We start from the raw sequence: 20,107 nt of genomic DNA, 5'->3' as shown, positions 1-20,107 counted from the left end.
TGCCTGCGATTCGGGAAGAATGGCAGGCATTCCGACACAGGCATCTCATGGCGAACACGCTTTCCCCCTCCCAGACTGGCGGCAATTCAAGCAAGCGCGGTCGACTGCTGCTGATTGGCGGCGGCGTGCTGGTGGTGGTGCTGGGCGTTGGCGGCTTCGTGCTCGGCAGCGTGCTCGGCGGTAATCGCCAGGCAGCGGCGCCGGCAGCACCCGTAATCCCCGCGCCGATCTTCGTGCCGCTTGACGCGTTCACGGTGAACCTGAAGGGCGAGGACGGTGATCGCTTCCTGCACACCGGCCTGTCGCTCAAGGTGGCGGACGCCGACACCCAGGGCCGTCTGGCCCAGTACCAGCCGGAAGCGCGCAGCCGCATCCTGCTGCTGCTTTCGGCCCGCCAGCCGGCGGACCTGGCCACGGTGGAGGGCAAGCGCAAGCTGGCCCAGGACGTGCAGGCTGCCATCAGCCAGCCGTTCGCGCCCGGCCTGCCGCCCCAGAAGATCCTGGATGTCTTGTTTACATCGTTCGTGGTGCAGTAAGCCCCTGGCGCCCTGCTCCCGAACCCAACTGCATAACCGACATGAAACTGTCCGCCGACCTTCCTTCCTGCCGACGCGCCTGGCGCGCCGACTGAAGCCGGCCATGGACCGTTTCATCCTTACAGCTGTTCACGGGGCAGGACACTAGATGGCCTACGACAAGTTCCTCTCGCAGGACGAGGTAGACGAGCTACTGAAAGGCGTATCGGGCGAATCCGATGCGCCCGCAGCCAGCAGCGCGCCCGCTATTGATGAAGGCGGGGTGCGGCCGTACAACCTGGCTACCCAGGAACGGATCATCCGTGGCCGCCTGCACACGCTCGAAATCATCAACGAGCGCTTCGCGCGGGCGCTGCGCACGGCGCTGTTCAACTTCATCCGCCGCGGCGCCGACATCTCGGTCGGTTCGGTAAGGATCGAAAAATACGGCGATTTCGTGCGCAACCTGCCGGTGCCGACCAACCTGAACCTGGTCCACATGAAGCCGCTGCGGGGCACCGCGCTGTTCGTGTACGACCCGAACCTCGTGTTCCTGGTGGTGGACAACCTGTTCGGCGGCGATGGCCGCTTCCACACCCGTGTGGAAGGCCGCGACTTCACGCAGACCGAGCAACGCATCATCCGCCGCATGCTGGACCTGACGCTGAACAGCTACGGCCAGGCCTGGCGCACCGTGCATCCCATCGAGTTCGACTATGTCCGCTCGGAGATGCACACCAAGTTTGCCAACATCGCCGGCGCCAACGACGCCGTGGTGACCACCGCGTTCCATATCGAACTGGGCGCCGTGGGCGGGCAACTGCATATCTGCATTCCCTTCTCGATGATCGAACCGCTGCGGGATCTGCTGATGAACCCGCTGCAGGACGAGGTCGAGGTGGACAAGCGCTGGCTCGGCCAGCTCTCCACCCAGCTGCGTGCCGCCGAAGTGGAACTGGTGGCCGAATTCACGCACCTCCAGAGCACCGTGGCCGAGGTACTGGCCCTGCGTGCCGGCGACGTGCTGCCGATCGACCTGCCCGAGAAGCTCTTCGGCAAGGTGGACGGCGTGCCCGTCATGCAATGCGGCTTCGGCACCATGAACGGCCAGTACGCGCTGCGCGTGGAGCGAATGATCAATTACCAAGACAGCGATTCCAACAAGGAAACCGATCATGACTGACGGCACTCAGGACAAGCCGGTCGATCCGATGGACGACTGGGCCAGCGCCCTGGCGGAGCAGACCAGCGCCGAGCCGGCACCGGCTGCCGCCCCGGCCGCCACGACCCCCTCCGCTACGGCACCCGCTACGGCGGCGCCTTCGCAGGCCATGGCTACCGCCACCCCGGCAGCCTCCACGGTGTTCCCGCCGCTGGCGCAGGAAGCGCCGGCCGGCTTCCACAACGATATCGGGATGATTCTCGATATCCCGGTGCAGCTGACCGTGGAACTGGGCCGCACCAAGGTACCCATCAAGAACCTGCTGCAACTGGCGCAGGGCTCGGTGGTGGAACTCGACGGCCTGGCTGGCGAACCGATGGACGTGCTGGTCAACGGCTACCTGATCGCCCAGGGCGAGGTGGTGGTCGTGAACGACAAGTTCGGCATCCGCCTGACGGACATCATCACGCCGTCCGAACGTATCCGGAAGCTGAACAAATGACAGCCGTGTCGCGCCGGCTGCGGTCTGCCGGACGCTTTGCCGCGGGCCTGATCCTCACGGGTCTGGCCACGGCCGGTGCGCAGGCTGCAGATGTTGTATTGAGTACCGCCCAGGCAGCCAGTGCACCGGCTGCCCCGGTGGCGCAGTCCGCGCCGGTGATCAGTGGCGGGGCCAGCCTCGCGCAGGCCGGGCTCGGCCTGTTTGCCGTCATCGCCCTGATCCTCGGCATGGCCTGGCTCGCGCGCCGCGTGGGCCTGGTGCGCCACGGCAGCGGCGGCGCCACGATGAAAGTCGTGGGCAGCCTGATGCTGGGCGCGCGCCAGAAGGTGGTCATGGTCGAAGTTGGCGATACCTGGCTCGTGCTGGGTGTTTCCGCCGGCGAGATTCGTCCGCTCCACACCCTCCCGGCCCAGCCGGATGCCATGGTCCCGGCCGGCACCACCGCGCCGCAGCCCTTGCAGGGCGGCTTTGGCGAGCGCCTGATGCGCGCGATGCAGGAAAACCTCAAGAAATGAACACGTTGCGTGCCGCCATCGGGCGGCATTCCGCCCGCGGGGCCTGGGTCGCGCTGCTGCCGGTAGCGGTCGGGCTGGCGCTGTCGGCCCTGCCCGAATCGGCCCTGGCCCAGGCGCTGCCGGGCGTGACCAGCAAGCCGGCCGCCGGCGGTGGCCAGACCTGGTCGCTCTCGATCCAGACGCTGGTCCTGCTGACCTCGCTGTCGTTTCTGCCGGCTGCCATGCTGATGATGACGGGCTTCACCCGCATCGTCATCGTGCTGGGCCTGCTGCGCAGCGCGCTGGGCACGGCCTCCTCGCCACCGAACCAGGTGCTGGTGGGCCTGTCGCTGTTCCTGACCTTCTTCGTCATGTCCCCGGTGTTCGACCGCGTGTACACGGACGCCTACAAGCCGCTCTCGGAAAACAAGATCAGCCTGGAGACCGCCGCGTCCCGCGCCGCCGTGCCGATGCGCACGTTCATGCTGCGCCAGACCCGCGAGAAGGACCTGGCGATGTTCGCCCAGATGGCCAAGACGCCCGAGATGAACGGCCCGGAAGACGTGCCGTTCTCGGTGCTGGTGCCGGCGTTCGTCACCAGCGAGCTGAAGACCGCGTTCCAGATCGGCTTCACGATCTTCATCCCTTTCCTGATCATCGACCTGGTCGTGGCCAGCGTGCTGATGGCGATGGGCATGATGATGGTGCCGCCGGCGACGATTTCATTGCCATTCAAGCTGATGCTGTTCGTGCTCGTGGATGGCTGGCAACTGCTGCTGGGCTCCCTGGCGCAGAGCTTCATGACCTGACAAGGAGCCTGCCATGACGCCCGAAACAGTCATGACCATCGCCACGCAGGCGATGAAGATGACGCTGATGCTGTCCGCCCCGCTGCTGCTGGTGGCGCTGGCGGCCGGTCTGGTGGTGAGCCTGTTCCAGGCCGCCACCCAGATCAACGAAATGACCCTGACGTTCATCCCCAAGCTGATTGCACTGTTCGTGACGATGGTGCTGGTTGGCCCGTGGATGATCAACACCTTCGTCGACTACATGCGCGAGGTGTTCCAGGGCATTCCCGCGCTGGCGCACTGACGCCCGCCTGCCGTGATCGACGTCTCCACGGCCCAGCTCTACGGCTGGATCGCCGCCTTCCTGTGGCCGATGTTCCGCCTGCTCGGGCTGATCGCCACCGCGCCGCTGTTCAGTGAATCGACGATTCCGCGCCGCGCCAAGGTCCTGCTGGCCGGTGCGCTGTCGGTCATCGTCTCGCCTACGCTCGGCAATATCCCGAGCGCCACGGTCTATTCCTTCGACGGCTTCCTGATCATCCTCAACGAGGTCGGCATCGGCGTGGCCATGGGCTTCACCATGCGGCTGGTCTTCGCGGCGGTGCAGACCGCCGGCGAGGTGATCGGCCTGCAGATGGGTCTCTCGTTCGCCTCGTTCTACGACCGCTCGTCGGGCGGGCAGACCATGGTGCTGTCGCGTTTCCTGAACATCGTGGCGATGCTGCTGTTCATCGTCCTGGACGGCCACCTGATGATGCTGGCCGTGCTGGTGGACAGCTTTGGCGCGGTGCCCATCGCCGCCACGCCGCTCTCCGGCCACGGCTGGGGCACGGTGGCCAAGGCCGGGTCGATGGTGTTCTCGGCCGGCACGCTGCTCTCGCTGCCGATGATCGCCACGCTGCTCACGCTGAACCTGGCGATGGGGATTCTGAACCGCGCCTCGCCGCAGCTCTCGATCTTCGCGGTGGGCTTCCCCGTGACGCTCCTCGGTGGCATGCTGGTGATGACCCTGGTCATGCCGCAGATGGGCGCCTACATGCAGCACATGGTCGAGGCCGGCCTGGCCACCATGGGCGCCGTCCTCGACCAGCTGGCGCCCTAGGGCGCCCAAGCCGACTAGTTCGCCTGCGGCAGCGCGCCAGCCTGCTGCAGCGCGGCGCGGCCAATCTCGAGCCGCTTCGGCCCCTGATCCATCTTCGGCATGTCCATGTTCATGGCGAACACGTAGCGGTCCTCGCCGCGCGTGAGCGAGCCGACCCACCAGCCCACATCGACACCATCCCGCGCGGACCAGCCGGTCTTGGCCCGCAGCGTGTACGCCGGGGTCTGCTCGATGGTCAGGATGTCATCCAGCGCGTCGTAGCTGCGCGCCGAGATGCCCGGCAGCGTGCGCGCCACCACGGCCCGCATGAAGTCGATCTGCTGGTAGGTGGTGATCTTCAGGTGGTTGTTGAGCCAGAACATGTCCACCGGGCCGCTCACATCCGCATTGCCGAAGTGGGCCGCGCCGAGGAAGCGGCGGTACTGCGCCGTTCCCACGCGCCGCGCCAGCGCCTGATAGGCCGGCACGCACGAGTTCTTCAACGCCAGCCGCAGCGACACATCGCCATTGCACACGGCCGGCAGGATCGGCTTGCCGTGGTGGGTCCAGACCTTGCCGTCCCAGGGGATCTTGTCGTTGTCCACGTCAGCCACGGCGCCGGTCTCCAGCCCGATCAGGGAATTGAAGATCTTGAACGTCGAGGCCGGCGAGTAGGCCTCACGGGCACGCTGCGGGTTGTAGGCGTACAGGCGGGCGGCGCGCACGTCGTAGATCAGCATCGTGCCCTGCGTGCCGGCGGCATCGAAGAGCGGCTTGAGGTTGAGCGGGGCTTCCTTGGGGGCTTCCTTGGCGGTCTGCGCGTGGACCGGCGCGGCCAGCATCAGCGCGGCGGACAGCGAGGCGAGGCAAAGACGGCGGGCAAGACTGGGCAATCTGTTTGGCATGTTCTGCACCTTTCTGAGGGGAGGATCGAAATGTCATGGGATGACAATCCAGGCCCGGATCGTGGTGCGGAGCATAGGCGCTGATCGCCGGGGCGCCAACCCGGCCGGCTGTAACACGCGTAACATGGCGGGGCCCCCAATCGCCCCAATCGCCCCCGCCCCCATGCCCGCCCCGCTCGTCCATATCGACCTGTCCGCGCCCTACCGCGTGAACGGCCGGCCCGCGCGCTACCAGTCCGTCTGGCTGCTGGCGCGCATCTGGCTGGCCACCGCCCGCGACCATGAAGACCTGCCTGCCGCCGCCGTGCGCGCGCGCTTTGCGGAGGCTGCCGATGTGCGGATGATGGTGTCGCGCGCGTTTGCCGATTTCGCGCGCTGGGGGGTGCCGGTGGGCTGGGGCGGCGACACCTCGGCGCCCATCGACCATCTGCGCCCGGCCCGACGCAGCCGGGKCCCGTTCTGGATGCCGCCCGCCAGCGCACGGCGCCTGCGCTTCGCAGCCGGCGGCAAGGCGCTGGGCGCCACCGCCGTGGCGCGCTGGCTGGGCCAGTCCGCCGCCGATAGCACCGATGGCGCCGATGCGGCGCTGCCCGCCGCCGACGATGGCCTCGGCTACGTGATGCGCGACATGGCGTTCTGGAGCCACCTCACCCAGGCCATGCGCGGCGCGCAGGACGGCGTGCCGGGCACGGTCGATGCCGGCGTGGCCGAGTTGTTCCGCGCCGCCCAGCGCAGCGCGGCGGATGACTTCCAGCAGGCGCTGTCGCTGCTCAAGGAGAGCCTGGCGTGGCGCCGCAGCGACCGCCTCGACCAGAGCCGCGCGGCGCTGCGCCGCTTCCACCGCGTCGTCGCGCGGGGCGGCGTCAGCGCGGCCCTGCCCACCTTTGCGGCGATGGGCCACGTAGTGCGCGCGTGGGAGCACTACGCGCGCGGCGACCTGGACACCGCGCAGGGCGAGCTAGCGCGCCTCAACGCCGATGCCGAGCTACGCCCGGTGGTGCGCTACAACCCGCGCGTCCGCTTCGAGACGCTGAACCTGGGCGCACTGGTGCGCAAGAGCCTGGCGMTGCGGCCGGACGATCCCAAGGCCAAACCCGGCAAGGTCGATCGCCCCACCGCCGCGCGCGACGCCCTCCAGGCGTTCTCCGGCGCGCTGCAGGCCGGCTACGAGGCCGATTCGGTCGACGCCGTGCAACACGCCGCCGCCAATATCGGCTGGTCGCTGTGGCTGTTCTGGCAGCACGGGCTGGTCGATGAAGGCCGCGCGCTGGCCGCCGGCGACGTGCAGCGGCAGGCCATGCGCTGGCTGGGCCTGTCCGAATGGATCTGCGACCGCTTCGGCGTGGGCGGCGGCTCGGCCTGGAACACGATCTTCCTGCTGCGCGTGGCGCGCGGCACCGCCGACGTGGAAGCCCCCGACAGCGTGGCCGCGTTCCGCAGCCAGCGCCCCCTCACCGTGGCCGCCGCCATCGACGCCCTGCGCCCCTTCCACGCCCCGTTCGCGCCGGCCAAGGGCTTCGTGCGCTGGTCGTCGGTGGCCGCCTTCGCGCTTGAGGAGCACGACGCTGGCCACGTGCGCTACAACGCGCTCCAGCTCGCCAACCTGCTGATGGAATCGGCCTGGTACCTCACCCACGAGCAGGGCGCCACGGCCATCGCCTATACCGCGATGGAGCGACTGGCGCAGCAGATCGGCACGCTCAGGCCCGCCGAGCGCGGCTTCTTCCGCGCCGGCCTGCGCGCGTTCCCGCCGGAGTTGCGGGCGGCGGCAGCCGAAGCCATGCGCCGCCCGAGCCTCAGCCGCTGAACTGCACGGCCCCAACCGGCAGCGCGCGGCGGCGCCGAGCGTCAGCCACCCCCGCCACATCCCCCGCCCGGCCCGGAAGCCGGAAGAACGCCACCGCCTCATTGAGCATGCGGCCCTGTTCGTCGAGCGAGCGGGACGCCGTGGCGGCCTCGTGCACGAGGGTGGCGTTCTGCTGCGTGACCTGATCGATCTGGACGATGGCCTGGTTGACCTGTTCGATGCCCCGGTTCTGCTCGGCGGACGCTGCGGCGATCTCGTCGACGATGCCGGTCACGCGGGCCACCGCCTGGGTCACCTCGCCCATCGTCTTGCCGGCTTCCCCGGCCAGCACCGCGCCCTCGCTCACCTGCGCCACGGAGACCTCGATCAGCGCCTTGATCTCCTTGGCCGCGCTGGACGAGCGCTGCGCCAGCCCGCGCACCTCGCTGGCCACCACCGCGAAACCGCGCCCCTGTTCCCCGGCGCGCGCCGCTTCCACGGCCGCGTTGAGCGCGAGGATGTTGGTCTGGAAGGCGATGCCCTCGATGATGCCGGTGATATCGGCAATCTTGGCCGAACTGGCGCTGATGCCGTTCATGGTGTCCATCACGCGCCCCACCGTGCCGCTGCCCTGCTGCGCCACCGACGCGGCGTTGCGGGCCAGCTCGCTGGCCTGGCGGGCGTTCTCGGTGTTGTGGCGCACCGTGGCGGTCAGCTCCTCCATGCTCGCGGCGGTCTGCTCCAGTGACGCCGCCTGCTCCTCGGTGCGTGCGGACAGGTCCGCGTTGCCGTTGGCGATCTCGCCCGTGGCATCGACGATACTGGCGCTGCCCTGACGCACGCGCGCCACGGTTTCGGTCAGGCGGTCGTTCATGTCGCGCAGCGCGCCCAACAGGCGGCCAGTCTCGTCGTCCGAATTCACGTCGATGTGCATGCCCAGCTCGCCCCGCGCCACGGTGCGCGCCACGTCCACGGCGCGCTGGATCGGGCCGGTGATGGCGCGCGTCAGCAGCAGGCCGCCCATCAGCCCGAAGACCACGGCGGCCAGCGACACCACGACCAGGAGGTTGCGCTGCGTGCCGTAGTCAGCCTCCAGCGCCGCCACCATCTCGTGCTGGCGCTCGCGCGTGAAGCCGGCGTAGGCGTCGGTGGCCTTGACCAGCTCGGCCAGCAGCGGACGGCACTCCGCATTCATCTTCGCGATGGCCGCCTCCTGCTTCTTGTCCAGCGCGAGGCCGACGATGGCCGTCGCCACCGGGCCGTAGCGCGCTTCCACGCTGGCCATGCCGGCCACGAGGCCGCGCGCGGTCTCGCTGACGCCTTCGCGGGACACCATCTCCCTGAGCTTGGTCATGCGCGCCGCCACATCGTCATGCGCGCGCAGCACCTCGGCCTTTTCCACGTCGAGGTCCGCCTGCGTGGTCACCAGCACCAGATTGCGCGCGGCAATCGCGCGGCGGTCCACGGCGGAGCGCAGTTGCGCGGCCACCTCGGCCCGCGCGTTGAGGCCATCGACATAGGCCTTGAAGCCGCTGGTGGCACGGTTCAGCGCGTACAACGACAGCCCCGACACCAGCAGCACGACCAGCGCCAGCGTGCCAAAACCGGCCACGAGCTTGGTCTTGATGGAAAGATTGCGAAAGCTCACAGTGATCCCCTTTTCCCGAAGGCATGCCTGTCCGATAGGCATGCCGGATGCATGTCACACGCACGCGTGACGGCCGAATCGCTGAGAGCCCGTTCCCCACTCGCTGGCACATCGCGATATGACTGGCTCTGCCCTTGCGGGCGCGCTCGCGATTTGGCGCGCGTACGCGCCGTGCTCTGTCTAGTGCGTGGGCTAACGGCAGGCCGTGGAAAGCTTTACCCCTCCTGCGGGAGGGGTATCCGTAAGGGGGGAATGGTTAACCCGTGAGAAGTGACGGGACCGCCGGTTTCCCCCGTCAATCCGGCTTGGAACGGGGTCGCATTCTAAAATTGCATTTGTAATGCATATTTTATAGAATCGATTCGTCGCGGCGTTCGGCCGTGAATTCAAGCGAGCAACGATGTCCGTCCTGCTGCCGATTTCTCCCCCCTCCCGTCCCGACGCCGGCTATCGCGGCCTGCCCGTCTTCGCGCTCGGCTTCCGTCCGTTCTATTTGCTCGCCGCCGCCTTCGGCGCACTGGCCGTGCCGGCCTGGGTGGCGCTCTACCTCGGCTGGTGGCAGCCGGCCGCGCAGCCGTGGATGGGCACCATGGCCTGGCACGCGCATGAAATGGTGTTCGGCTTCGCGGCGGCGGTGGTGGTGGGCTTCCTGTTCACCGCCGGCAAGGCCTGGACCGGCCTCCAGACACCCCAAGGCCCCTGGCTGGCCGCGCTGGCCGGCACCTGGCTGGCGGCGCGCATCCTGATGTGGGCCGGGCCGGCCTGGGCGGCCATCGCCGTGGATGCGGTGTTCCTGCCGCTGTGCAGCTTCAGCTTCTACCGCCTGCTGCGCCGGGCCAAGAACAAGCGCAACATGGGCCTCGCCATCGCCATGGGGGTGCTGGGCGCGCTGAGCCTGGCCTTCGACCTCGCCGTCGCCAGCGGCCATCTCGGGCTGGCTTTCCAGATGGCCGACGCAGCCACCGGGCTGGTCGTCGTCTTCGTCACAGTGATCGGCGGCCGGGTGATTCCGATGTTCACCACCAACGGCGTGCCGGGCACGCGCATCCGCCGGGTGGAGATGGTCGAGCGCGCCGTTATCGCGCTGACCCTGCTCGCCATCGTCGCCCATGCCTCGATGCTGTCGCCGCTGGCCACCACGCTGCTGGCGCTMGGCGCGGCGGCGGCGCACGGCATCCGGCTGGCCGGCTGGGACCCGCTGCGCACCTGGCGCAAGCCCATCGTTGCCATCCTCCACTTCGCCTATGCCTTCCTGCCGATCGGCTTCCTGCTGATTGCCGGCGCCGCGCAGGGCTGGGTGGACCGCTCCACCGCGCTCCACGCGCTGACCGTCGGCGTGATCGGCTGCGCCATCGTCGCCATGATTACCCGCACCGCGCTTGGCCACACTGGCCGGCGGCTGGAAACCGGCCATCTGGAACACCTGGCCTACGCCTGCATCGTGCTGTCCGCGCTGGTCCGCGTGGCGCTGCCGATCTGGCTGCCGGCGCTCAAGGCGCAGGCGGTGGCCGGGGCCGGCGCGCTGTGGGTGGCGGCCTTCCTGCTCTACCTTGTCAAATACACCCCCTACCTGTTGCGGGTGCGCATCGACGGCAAGGACGGCTGATGCGGGGCTCCCGATGGACGTGATACGATGACCGACAACTGGGGCGTGACTTCGATGCCCCAGTCAATCCATCACCGTTCCTCCAACAAAAAACGGGAGACATCGATGTTCAAATTCGCCGCAGCCCTTGGCGCCGCCGTGCTGTTTGCATCGGCCAGCGTGCCTGCCATGGCCCAGTCCGCGGACGTCCAGTCCGTCACCACCACCGCCGAAAAGCTCCGCGTCGCCATGGTCGATCCCGACCAGGCCGCGCTCTCCGCACTGGTTGCCGAGACGCTGAGCTACGGCCACTCGGGCGGCCGCCTCGACACCAAGGCCAGCTTCATCGGCGACCTGCTCGATAAGAAGTCCGATTTCGTGTCGATCGCCATCACCGACCAGACCGTGTCCGTCTCGGGCGATGTGGCCGTGGTGCGCCACACGCTGTCCGGCGAGACGCTGGATAGCGGCAAACCCGGCACGGTGAACCTGAAGGTGCTTCAGGTCTGGCAGAAGCAGGGCGGCGCCTGGAAGCTGCTGGCGCGGCAGGCGGTCAAGGCCTGACGCGCCCCCGGACGTTATATGACGTCCTATGTTTCGAATGCCTCCTTCGGGAGGCATTTTCGTTTTGGCGCGTCGTATGATGACGGCTTCCCGGTCGTGATTCCGCGAGGTTGACCATGCCTATCGCCTATCTGCGCAGTCTCACGGCGCGCCAGCGCACTGCCTATTCGAACCGGCAGCTAGCCGGTTTCCTGTGCTTCGTGGCGGGCGCGGCCAACGCCGGCGGGTTCCTCGCGGTCAAGCAGTACACCTCGCATATGTCCGGCATCGTCTCGGCGATGGCCGACGATCTCGTGCTCGGCAACTTCGCCCTGCTGCTCCAGGGCCTGGGCGCCTTCCTCTCCTTCCTGCTCGGCGCCGCCTGTTCCGCCATCACCATCAATTGGGCCCGGCGCACCGGCCTGCGCAGCGAATACGCGCTGCCGCTGGTGCTGGAAGCMGCCCTGCTGCTCTGCTTTGGCCTGATGGGCGCGCAACTGGGCCTGAAGCAGTGGCTGTTCGTGCCAGCCACGGTGATGCTGCTGTGCTTCATGATGGGCCTGCAGAACGCGATGATCACCAAGGTTTCCAACGCCGAGATCCGCACCACCCACGTCACCGGCATGGTCACGGACATCGGTATCGAACTAGGCAAGCTGTGCTACTGGAACTGGGCGCCGCCACTGGGCAACCGGCGGCCGGTGACGGCCAACCACGACAAGCTGCGCATGCTCGCCCTGCTGGTGGGACTGTTCTTCGGCGGGGGCGTGGTGGGGGCGCTGGCGTTCAACGGCATCGGCTACACGGCCACGATTCCGCTGGCGGCCCTGCTACTGCTGGTGGCGCTGGTGCCTGTGCTCGACGATCTACTACCGCGCCTCTTCCTGCTGCTGCGCGCACGCCGGCTGGCGCGGCGCAGCCGCCGCTGGGGCCGCCGGCGTTAGTCGCCCGGCCAGCCCGCCAGCCTAGGCCCGCGCCGCGCGCCGCACCGCCTGCGGCGGGAGGCCGAAGCCGCGCACGAAGGCCTCGCGCATATGCCGGCGGTCCCGAAAGCCGGTTTCGCGCGCCACCACGTCCAGCGGGTKGCGGCTCTGTTCGATCATCAACCGCGCCGCCTCCAGCCGCAGGCTTTCGATGGCCTTTGCCGGCGACTGCCCGGTCTCCGCGGTAAAGATCCGGCTGAACTGGCGCGGGCTCAGATGCACCGACTGCGCGAGTTCCTCCACCGTCAGCGCCTGGCTCAGATTTTTGCGCGCATGGTCGATGGCGCGCTGGATGCGGTCTGACTTCGGCGCCATGTCCAGCAGCTCCGAGTGCTGCGACTGCCCGCCCGCGCGCCGCTGCACCATCACCAGCTTGTGCGCGAGGGACCGCGCCGCGTCCGCGCCAAGATCCTTCTCGACCATCGCCAGCGCGAGGTCAAACCCGGCCGTCATGCCCGCCGAGGTCCAGATCGGGCCATCGACGATATAGATACGGTCGTCCTCCACGTGGATGCCCGGGTGCTGCTGCTGCATCGCGCGCGCGTACGCCCAGTGCGTGGTGACGCGCCGGCCTTCGAGCAACCCCGCCTCGGCCAGCACGAAGGCGCCCGTGCAGATCGACGCCGCCCGCCGGGCGCGCGGGGCTGCGCGGCGCACGAAGTCCAGATGCGCCGCCGGCGTCGGCGTGGCGACCGGATCCCCCACGCCAACGATGATCCACGTATCCACCGCCGTGCGCGGCCCGACGGCGCGCGTCTCCACGTGCATGCCCAGCGACGAGCGCACCGGCCCGCCGGCTATCGAGTAGTTGTCGATGGCATAGAACGGCTCCCCCGCCACCATGTTGGCGTACTCGAACACGCTCTGCGTGGCCAGCGCCATCACCTGGAAACCATCGATCAACAGAAATCCGATGCGATGCATTGATCACTCCGCGCCACGCCGTGGCCTATGTCCTGAATCCGTACCATAAACGTCATTTCAGCCATCGTCAAACGACCCTACGATGACATCCATGGATTCGACGAATCCGATCCGACGACACAAACCGATTCAAAGGAGCATCACTATGGCAATCACCCCGACCCCTCCCCTCGGCACGGCCCTGATCACGGGCGCCTCCACCGGCATCGGCGCGCTCTACGCCGAGCGGCTGGCACGGCGCGGCTACAACCTGATCCTGGTGGCACGCAACCGCGAGAAGCTGAACGCGCTGGCCGCGCGCATCACGGACGAAACGCGCCGCGAAGTGGAAGTGCTGGTGGCGGACCTGAACGACCGCGCCTCGCTGGCCACGGTGGAAGCCAAGCTGCGCGAGGACGCCAGCATCACGCTGCTGGTGAACAACGCCGGGGTCGGCACGCACACGCCGCTGCTGGAGAGCGACGTGGACAATATGACGCGGATGGTCGACCTGAACGTGACCGCGCTGACGCGCCTGACCTACGCCGCCGTGCCCGGTTTCGTGGCGCGCGGGCAGGGGTCGATCATCAATATCGCGTCGATCGTGGCCGTGGCGCCGGAGATTCTCAACGGGGTCTATGGGGCGAGCAAGGCCTACGTGCTGGCGCTCAGCCAGTCGCTCCATCACGAACTGAAGGACCAGGGCGTGCGCGTGCAGGCGGTGCTGCCGGGCGCCACGGCCACCGATTTCTGGGCGATTGGCGGCCTGCCGGTGGAACACCTCGACCAGAACATCGTGATGCCGGCGGCGGCCATGGTCGATGCGGCGCTGGTTGGTTTCGACCAGGGCGAACTGATCACGATTCCGTCGCTGCACGCCCTCGACACATGGCAGGCCTATGAAAGCGCCCGCCAGTCGATGATGGGCCAGCTGTCCCGCAACGCGCCGGCCCCGCGCTACGCCACGGCGGGCTGATTTTTATCGCAGCCCAAGCGAGTCAAGCGTCTCCCGCAGGCCCAGCAGCTCGACCATGGTCGCGCCMTGGGCCAGCCGCTCGCGCATCTGGGCCTCCTTCTGCTCGCGCGCCGCGCTCGCGGCGATGACTTCGGGCACCTCGTCGGCGGCCACGATGACGAGGCCGTCGCGGTCCCCCACCACGATGTCGCCGGGCCGCACCGCCGCCCCGCCCAGGATCAGCGGCAGGTTCAGCTTGCCCGGCTGGTGCTTGTTGGTGCCGCGAATGCTGAGCCCCCGGCAGAACACCGGAAAGCCCATCTCGACGATTTGCGAGGCATCGCGCACCGCGCCKTCGATCACCAGTCCGGCAATGCCGATCTGCTGCGCCGCGAAGGTCAGCACATCGCCCCACGGGCCGGCATCGACGAACGCTTTCGCGTCCACCACGAGTACATCGCCCGGGCGCGCCTTGGTCAGCGCGTAGTGGATCATCAGGTTGTCGCCGGGACGGATGTCCACGGTCAGCGCCGGGCCGGCCAGCCGCATGGTCGGGTCCAGCGGCGCGATGCGTGGGTCCACGGCGCCGCGCTGGCCCTGCGCCTCGTGAATCGTGGCGGTGCCCAGGCGCTTGAGCTGGTCGCGCTGGGCGGCGGTAATCGAAGTGGTCATGGCGAAGTTCGATGAAGATCAGTCAACGGTCGCGCCGGAGCGCTTGACCAGCGATTCCCAATACGGCAGTTCCTTGCCGATAAAGGCGCGGAACTGGGCCGGCGTGCCGCGCACATCGCCCGAGCCCATCTCGGCCAGCTTGGCGGCGACGTCCGGCTCGCCGAGCACGGCGTTGAGGTCGTCGTTGAGGCGCTGCACCAGCGGCGCGGGCGTCTCCGCCGGCACGAACAGGCCGTACCAGTTCTCGATCACGAAGCCCGGGAAGCCGGCCTCCTGCATGGTCGGCAGATCAGGCAGCGCGCGGGCGCGCTTGGCGCCGGTAGTGGCCAGCGGCCGGACGCGGCCCGACTTGAGCTGCGGCGCCAGCGCCGTGGTGGTCTCGAAGGCAATCGGCACCTGCCCCGCCAGCACATCACTCAGCGCCGGCCCCTGTCCGCGATACGGCACGTGGATCAGGTCCAGATGGCGCTCCAGCTTCAGCAGTTCGCCAGCCAGATGCTGCGGGCTGCCGCTGCCGCCGGACGCGTAGCTGTACTTGCCCGGCGACGCCTTGACCAGATCCACCAACTGCCCCACGTTATTGGCCGGCAGCGCCGTGTTGACGTAAAGCACCAGCGGCACGGACGCCACCTCGCCCACCGGGGCCAGCGCGCGGGTGGGGTCCAGCTTGAGCTTGTACAGGGTGCGATTGATGACGATGCCGGTGTTGTTGCCGAGCAGCGCCGTGCAGCCATCGCCCTTGGCGCGGCCCACGAACTCGGTGCCGATATTGCTGCTGGCGCCGCCCCGGTTGTCGACGATGACTGGCACGCCCAGCCGCTTCGACAAGCCCGGCGCGACGATGCGCGCGAGGATGTCCGTCGTGCCGCCCGGCGGATAGGGCGAGACGATGCGCAGCGTGGCGCAGGGGTAAGCGGGGGTATCGGCAGCGGCGAGGGCGGTGGAATTCACGCCGGCAAAGATTGCGATAACGGTCGCGGCCAGCACGAAACCGGCAGCCGCGCGCCGGCGCGGGTGGGAGGGGAATGCCATGTCTGTCTCCATCTCTATTTATAGTGTGCGAGGGGCCGGGAGCCCCTTCGCGGCGCCGGGCTCAGTGGCCGGCGCGTTGCAGCGTGTGATAGCCGAACTGGCGACGGGCGTCGCGCAGCGCCATGCCCTCCAGCGCGGCGCCGAGAATCTGGTCCTCCACGTCACGCGTGCGCAGCGCGCGTTCGAACACTTCCTGCGCGCGGGCCTGCGGCACCACCACCACGCCGTCCGGGTCCGCCACGATGAAGTCACCGCTGGCCACGCGCACATCGCCCAGGCTCACCGGCTGCTCCACCGCCCGCACCTGCACGCGGTCCTTGCCGGTGCGCATGAACCGGCCGCGCGCATAGAGCGGATAGCCGGCCGCGTCGGCCTCGGCGGTGTCCCGGCAGACGCCGTGGATCACCGTGCCGCCCACCCCGCGATGCGCGGCCAGCCGGCTCATGATGCCGCCCCAGACCGTGCAGTCCATGCGGCCCGCGTTGTCGAGCACGGCCACGGCGCCCTGCGGAATGTCATCGAGAAAGTCGCCCACCGTGCCCGGCGTGGCCAGGTCCACCGGCACGAAGGCCACGGTGAAGGCCGGGCCGAACACCTGCGGCCGGCCGGCGATGTGCTGGATGCCCAGCGCGCTGCCGGGCAGGCGGAAATAGTCGAGGGCGTCCGAGATCTCGGCGGTCGAGAGTTGGCGGGCGCGGGCCAGCCAGTCGCCGGTGTGGGTGGGATTGGGGGTGTCGCTCATCGTGCTGCGTCTCCTGCTGCTTTTCTGTTTTCCTACCGATGAACGCAGTTTCAAGTAAAGTCCCATCGAGATCAAACATCGAAAAATGGACTCGACTTCAATAAAAATGAACTTGCGGCAGCTACGCTATTTCTGCGAAGTGGTCGATGCGGGCAGCGCGGCGGAAGCCGCCAACCGGCTGTTCGTGGCGCCCACGGCCATCAGCATGCAGCTTGGGCAGCTGGAATCGCTGCTCGGCGCGCCCGTGTTCGACCGGTCCCGCCGCCCGATGACGCTGACCGCGACCGGCCAGTTTCTCTACCCGCGCGCCAAGGACCTGCTCGCGCAGATGCGCCGGCTGGACGAGGAGGCGCGCGCCATCGCCGCCGGCAACCTCGGCTGGCTCGGCATCGGCTTTACCCGTTCGGCTATCTTCTCGATCCTGCCGGCGGCGGTGCAGCGCTTTCGGGAGCAGTATCCGGATGTGCATCTCGATCCACTCGAACTGCTGTCCGAGCACCAGCCAGCGCAACTGCGGCGCGGGCGTATCGACGTGGGCATCTCGCGCTATGTGGGCGAGTTCGAACGGCCGGCGGACCTGCACTACACCACGCTGTTCGAAGACCCCTTCGTGGCCGCCGTGCCGTTGCAGAGCCCGCTGGCACAGCGCAGCGCCATCGCCGCGCGGGAGCTGGACGCGCTGCCGCTGATCCAGTATCCGAAGGACCCGCAGAGCGTGTTCGCCAGCCATATGGTGGCGGCGCTGCGCGACGCCGGTGCCCATCCCACCCCGGGGCATGAGGCCATCGAGATCCATACCGCGCTGGGACTGGTGGCGGCCGGGCTCGGCTTCACGCTGGTGGGCGCGTCGGTGGCGGCGCCGAACCGCACCGACGTCGCCTTCGTGCCGATCGACGATCTCCGCGTGCGCGCCACGCTGGTGGCCGTGACCCGCGCCGGGACATCGAGCCCGGTGATCGACGCCTTCGTGGCCGCCCTCGCCGCCTCCCGCCCCGCCTAGACCGTCACCACGATCTTGCCGAACTGGGCGTTGGACTCCAGGTAGCGGTGCGCGGCGACGATGTCGTCGAAGGCGAAGCGGCGGGCGATGACCGGCGCCAGCGAGCCATCACGCACGCCGTCGAGGATGAACGCCTTGGCCGCCGCCAGCTTCGCCGGGTTGCCGATGACCTCGTGGACGAGGTAACCGCGCAGCGTCAGCCGCTTGCCGAGGACGGTGGCCAGCGGGAACGGCGTGGGCGCGGGGTCCAGCCCGCCGTATTCGATCAGGATGCCGCCCGGCGCCATGGCGGCGGTGAGCGGCGTGAACAGCGGGCCGCCGATCGGATCGAAGACCACGCGCGCGCCCCGGCCGCCAGTGATGGCGTCGATGCGCGCGGCCAGATCCTCGTCTTCCGATGCCACGACGTGGGCGACGCCCTGCGCCCGCAGCGCGTCGCCCTTGGTGGCGCGGCGCGTGACGGCAATCGGCGTGGCGCCGACCCGGTTGGCGATCTGGATGGCAGCCAGGCCGACGCTGCTCGACGCGGCCGTCACCACGACGAAGTCGCCCCGGCCCAGCGCGGCGATATCGATCAGCGCACCGTAGGCGGTCAGGGTCGGCATCCACAGGGCGGCGGCCTGGGCCCAGTCCAGCGCCGCCGGGTGCCGGACCACCGCTGCGGCCGGCATCGTAATGATCTCCCCGTAGGTCGGCCAGCGCGCCATCGAGATGGGCGGGATCACGCTAACTGCATCACCGACGGCCACCTCGCGCACCCCCTCCCCCACCGCCGCGACAATGCCGGCCGCCTCCAGCCCCAGCCCGGACGGCAGCGGCGGCGTTTCTATATAGATGCCCGCGCGCATCAGCGCCTCGGCCCGGTTCAGCCCGAGCGCCTTGACCCGGATCTGCACCTCGCCGCGCGCGGGCGGCGGCACCTCGACGTCTTCGATCCGGAGCACCTCCGGGCCGCCATGTGCGTGGAAACGGATTACGCGTGTCATCGGTGCCATCACTCGCCTTATTCGTCTTGATTGGGAACGAATACACTATGGCAGGCCGCCCATCCGCGATAAATGGCCGGTTTTCCAGAACACTGATAACCAGGAGTTTCTAATATGGACCGGCTGACTAGCATGGCCGTGTTTGTGAAGGCGGTGGATCTCGGCTCGTTTTCGGCCGCCGCCGACGCGCTCGAGMTATCGGGCCCGATGGTCGGCAAGCATGTCCGGTTCCTGGAAGAGCGGCTGGGCATGCCGTTGATCACCCGCACCACGCGGCGCCAGAGCCTGACCGAGTTCGGCCGCGAGTATTACGACCGCTGCCGCGTGGTGCTGGCCGAGGTGGACGCCGCCGATGCGCTGGCCGCCGACCATGCCGACAAAGGCGAGCAATCAGCCCCGCCGCGCGGCCGGCTGCGCGTGACCGTGCCGGTGCACTTCGGTCGGCGCTGCGTGGCGCCGGTGCTGCTGGCGCTAACGCGGCAATATCCCGGGCTCGAACTCGACCTGTCGTTCAGCGACCGTTTCTCGGACTTGATCGAAGACGGCTTCGACCTGGCCATCCGCACCGGGGAGCCGGACGACAAGGCCGGTGTGGTGGCGCGCCGCGTGGCGCGGCAGATCATGATCGTGTGCGCGTCGCCCGGCTATCTGGCCGAGGCCGGCACGCCGCTGGGGATCGATGACCTGGCGGGGCATCGCGCCGTGGTCTACCGGCGCTCGGGGCGCATCCGTCCGTGGCAGTTGCCGGGCGACGATGGCGCGCCGGCGCCGCTCCTGCCCGCCCATCAGGTGCGGATGGACGATCTCGACGCCCTGGCTGACGCCGCCGCGATGGGCCTCGGGCTGGCATGGCTGCCGTACTGGCTGGTCCGGGACCGGATTCAGGCGGGCACGCTGGTCCACCTGCTGCCCGAGCGGCCCGGTTTTCCCTACGATGCCTACGCACTGTGGCCGCACACGCCCCACACGCCCCACCTGCCACGCAAGGTGCGCGTGGCCGTGGATGCGCTGGCGGCCGAACTGCCGCGCATGATGGCGTGAAACCACGAGTGCTGGGTGGCTTCCTCGACCTGTGGCAGCCCCGCTCGCTGATCGTCGATGCCGGCACCACCGCACCGGCCAGCGGCAGCTTCCCGGCCGTGGTGGCCTCGGACTGGACCGGCGTGCCCGGCGACGCCACCGACGGCACCGACGGCACGATCCGCAACGCCGCCGTGCTCGCCGCCAACATCGACTACGTGGCCACCGTGACCGCGTAGCGCACCGCCGCGCAGGCGCTAGAACACGCCGAGCGCGATGCCGGCCGCCAGGCCGGCGCCCAGCTCGGCGCATTGGTCCAGGTCGTCCTGGTCGATCTGCTTCGTGGCGAGGATGGCTTCGGGCGTCTGTGCGTGCGTGCAGACAATCAGCGTCGGCGCCACGCGGTTGAGGCGCCAGCCGGTGGCGATGCGCTCAAGCTGGCGCTGCGCGTTCTGGCCGTCACTGCCGGCGCAGATCATCGCCGCGTAGGGGCGGCCGTTCACGCGGTCCAGCACCGGGTAGTAGCAGCGATCGAAGAAGTCCTTCATCAGGCCGGACATCGCGGCCAGATTCTCCGGGGTGGCGAACAGGTAGCCGTCGGCGGCCAGCACATCGGCCGCGCCGGCCTCGGTGGCGCGCAGCAGGCGGACATCCACGCCCTCCTGCCCGCGCGCCGCCGTGGCCGCCGCCTCGGCCATCTGCGCGGTGCCGCCGGTCATCGTGTGATAGACGATCAGTAAGGTCTTCATGGTGCGCCGACTCTACCATGTGGCACGGGCGGCACCGGCGCACCCGGGGGTACCGA

Annotated in this window: 22 protein-coding genes and 1 pseudogene; 15 read left to right on the top strand and 8 right to left on the bottom strand. The window is 68.8% G+C overall.

What is annotated here, in order from left to right:
* Positions 1-47 precede the first annotated feature (47 nt).
* The 7 genes from fliL to fliR all read left to right on the top strand — a co-directional run bounded on the left by fliL (position 48) and on the right by fliR (position 4,563).
* Positions 48-536: a flagellar basal body-associated protein FliL gene (fliL, locus tag AC1EJR_RS12265; RefSeq protein ID WP_092295579.1), complete on the top strand. Its 489-nt coding sequence runs from the start codon at positions 48-50 to the stop codon at positions 534-536.
* 148 nt (positions 537-684) lie between these two features.
* Positions 685-1,698, top strand: coding sequence for a flagellar motor switch protein FliM (gene fliM, locus AC1EJR_RS12260; RefSeq protein ID WP_092295582.1), 1,014 nt, complete (start codon positions 685-687; stop codon positions 1,696-1,698).
* Positions 1,691-2,179: a flagellar motor switch protein FliN gene (gene fliN / locus AC1EJR_RS12255; protein WP_092295585.1), complete on the top strand. Its 489-nt coding sequence runs from the start codon at positions 1,691-1,693 to the stop codon at positions 2,177-2,179. Before fliM ends, fliN begins: the two co-directional genes overlap by 8 nt.
* A complete protein-coding gene (gene fliO, locus AC1EJR_RS12250) occupies positions 2,176-2,694 on the top strand; it encodes a flagellar biosynthetic protein FliO (RefSeq protein WP_092295588.1) in 519 nt (172 codons plus the stop codon). The genes fliN and fliO overlap by 4 nt, the downstream gene beginning before the upstream one ends.
* A complete protein-coding gene (gene fliP, locus AC1EJR_RS12245; protein ID WP_092295591.1) occupies positions 2,691-3,482 on the top strand; it encodes a flagellar type III secretion system pore protein FliP in 792 nt (263 codons plus the stop codon). The genes fliO and fliP overlap by 4 nt, the downstream gene beginning before the upstream one ends.
* 13 nt (positions 3,483-3,495) lie before the next feature.
* A complete protein-coding gene (gene fliQ, locus AC1EJR_RS12240) occupies positions 3,496-3,765 on the top strand; it encodes a flagellar biosynthesis protein FliQ (protein WP_092295594.1) in 270 nt (89 codons plus the stop codon).
* A gap of 12 nt (positions 3,766-3,777) precedes the next feature.
* Positions 3,778-4,563, top strand: a complete 786-nt coding sequence (fliR, locus tag AC1EJR_RS12235) for a flagellar biosynthetic protein FliR (protein WP_092295597.1) — start codon at positions 3,778-3,780, stop codon at positions 4,561-4,563.
* Between the two features lie 14 nt (positions 4,564-4,577).
* Here fliR and blaOXA read toward each other — a convergent pair whose 3' ends face one another.
* Positions 4,578-5,447 carry an OXA-1206 family carbapenem-hydrolyzing class D beta-lactamase gene (gene blaOXA / locus AC1EJR_RS12230; protein ID WP_441592599.1) on the bottom strand — a complete coding sequence of 290 codons (870 nt, stop codon included), beginning with the start codon at positions 5,445-5,447 and terminating at the stop codon, positions 4,578-4,580.
* Positions 5,448-5,610: 163 nt separating this feature from the next.
* Here blaOXA and AC1EJR_RS12225 point away from each other — a divergent pair, with 163 nt between their 5' ends.
* Positions 5,611-7,254: a hypothetical protein gene (locus AC1EJR_RS12225; RefSeq protein ID WP_477147120.1), complete on the top strand. Its 1,644-nt coding sequence runs from the start codon at positions 5,611-5,613 to the stop codon at positions 7,252-7,254.
* Here AC1EJR_RS12225 and AC1EJR_RS12220 read toward each other — a convergent pair.
* Positions 7,244-8,881, bottom strand: a complete 1,638-nt coding sequence (locus AC1EJR_RS12220; protein ID WP_092295606.1) for a methyl-accepting chemotaxis protein — start codon at positions 8,879-8,881, stop codon at positions 7,244-7,246. The two genes, AC1EJR_RS12225 and AC1EJR_RS12220, sit on opposite strands and share 11 nt — an antisense overlap.
* A gap of 400 nt (positions 8,882-9,281) precedes the next feature.
* Between AC1EJR_RS12220 and AC1EJR_RS12215 the strand changes: the two genes are divergently transcribed.
* The 3 genes and pseudogenes from AC1EJR_RS12215 to AC1EJR_RS12205 form a co-directional block, all read left to right on the top strand.
* Entirely contained in the window at positions 9,282-10,487 is a 1,206-nt protein-coding gene (locus tag AC1EJR_RS12215; RefSeq protein WP_092295609.1) for an NnrS family protein, read from the top strand.
* 105 nt (positions 10,488-10,592) lie between these two features.
* Entirely contained in the window at positions 10,593-11,030 is a 438-nt protein-coding gene (locus AC1EJR_RS12210; RefSeq protein WP_092295612.1) for a nuclear transport factor 2 family protein, read from the top strand.
* A 116-nt stretch (positions 11,031-11,146) separates the two neighbouring features.
* Positions 11,147-11,944 (top strand): annotated as a pseudogene (locus AC1EJR_RS12205) (YoaK family protein); the annotation flags it as partial.
* Between the two features lie 30 nt (positions 11,945-11,974).
* Here AC1EJR_RS12205 and AC1EJR_RS12200 read toward each other — a convergent pair.
* A complete protein-coding gene (locus tag AC1EJR_RS12200; RefSeq protein WP_477147119.1) occupies positions 11,975-12,916 on the bottom strand; it encodes a GlxA family transcriptional regulator in 942 nt (313 codons plus the stop codon).
* A 145-nt stretch (positions 12,917-13,061) separates the two neighbouring features.
* Here AC1EJR_RS12200 and AC1EJR_RS12195 point away from each other — a divergent pair, with 145 nt between their 5' ends.
* Positions 13,062-13,871 carry an SDR family NAD(P)-dependent oxidoreductase gene (locus AC1EJR_RS12195; RefSeq protein ID WP_177219938.1) on the top strand — a complete coding sequence of 270 codons (810 nt, stop codon included), beginning with the start codon at positions 13,062-13,064 and terminating at the stop codon, positions 13,869-13,871.
* Positions 13,872-13,874: 3 nt separating this feature from the next.
* Here the strand turns inward: AC1EJR_RS12195 and AC1EJR_RS12190 are convergent, their stop codons facing one another.
* From AC1EJR_RS12190 to AC1EJR_RS12180, 3 genes are all read right to left on the bottom strand, one after another.
* Positions 13,875-14,522: a 4-carboxy-4-hydroxy-2-oxoadipate aldolase/oxaloacetate decarboxylase gene (locus AC1EJR_RS12190; protein ID WP_477147118.1), complete on the bottom strand. Its 648-nt coding sequence runs from the start codon at positions 14,520-14,522 to the stop codon at positions 13,875-13,877.
* Between the two features lie 18 nt (positions 14,523-14,540).
* Positions 14,541-15,554 (bottom strand): Bug family tripartite tricarboxylate transporter substrate binding protein, encoded by a 1,014-nt coding sequence (locus AC1EJR_RS12185; RefSeq protein ID WP_441592605.1) that lies wholly within the window; start codon positions 15,552-15,554, stop codon positions 14,541-14,543.
* A 61-nt stretch (positions 15,555-15,615) separates the two neighbouring features.
* Positions 15,616-16,296 carry an RraA family protein gene (locus tag AC1EJR_RS12180; protein ID WP_092295627.1) on the bottom strand — a complete coding sequence of 227 codons (681 nt, stop codon included), beginning with the start codon at positions 16,294-16,296 and terminating at the stop codon, positions 15,616-15,618.
* Between the two features lie 106 nt (positions 16,297-16,402).
* Here AC1EJR_RS12180 and AC1EJR_RS12175 point away from each other — a divergent pair, with 106 nt between their 5' ends.
* Positions 16,403-17,296, top strand: coding sequence for a LysR family transcriptional regulator (locus AC1EJR_RS12175; RefSeq protein WP_092295630.1), 894 nt, complete (start codon positions 16,403-16,405; stop codon positions 17,294-17,296).
* Here AC1EJR_RS12175 and AC1EJR_RS12170 read toward each other — a convergent pair.
* The gene (locus AC1EJR_RS12170; protein WP_092296203.1) at positions 17,293-18,282 is read right to left on the bottom strand and encodes a zinc-dependent alcohol dehydrogenase family protein; all 990 of its coding nucleotides are present in this window, start codon (positions 18,280-18,282) and stop codon (positions 17,293-17,295) included. The two genes, AC1EJR_RS12175 and AC1EJR_RS12170, sit on opposite strands and share 4 nt — an antisense overlap.
* A gap of 114 nt (positions 18,283-18,396) precedes the next feature.
* Here AC1EJR_RS12170 and AC1EJR_RS12165 point away from each other — a divergent pair, with 114 nt between their 5' ends.
* Positions 18,397-19,323, top strand: a complete 927-nt coding sequence (locus tag AC1EJR_RS12165) for a LysR family transcriptional regulator (RefSeq protein ID WP_477147117.1) — start codon at positions 18,397-18,399, stop codon at positions 19,321-19,323.
* Positions 19,320-19,541, top strand: a complete 222-nt coding sequence (locus AC1EJR_RS12160) for a hypothetical protein (RefSeq protein WP_143093907.1) — start codon at positions 19,320-19,322, stop codon at positions 19,539-19,541. Before AC1EJR_RS12165 ends, AC1EJR_RS12160 begins: the two co-directional genes overlap by 4 nt.
* 18 nt (positions 19,542-19,559) lie before the next feature.
* On the opposite strand, the gene AC1EJR_RS12155 is transcribed toward AC1EJR_RS12160, so the two are convergent.
* Entirely contained in the window at positions 19,560-20,051 is a 492-nt protein-coding gene (locus tag AC1EJR_RS12155) for a flavodoxin family protein (protein ID WP_477113193.1), read from the bottom strand.
* Positions 20,052-20,107: the final 56 nt, after the last annotated feature.

This window comes from Cupriavidus sp. 05T42, assembly GCF_056396345.1.
The sequence above is the reverse complement of the archived record's forward strand: the minus strand, read 5'-3'. Positions and strand labels throughout refer to the sequence as shown.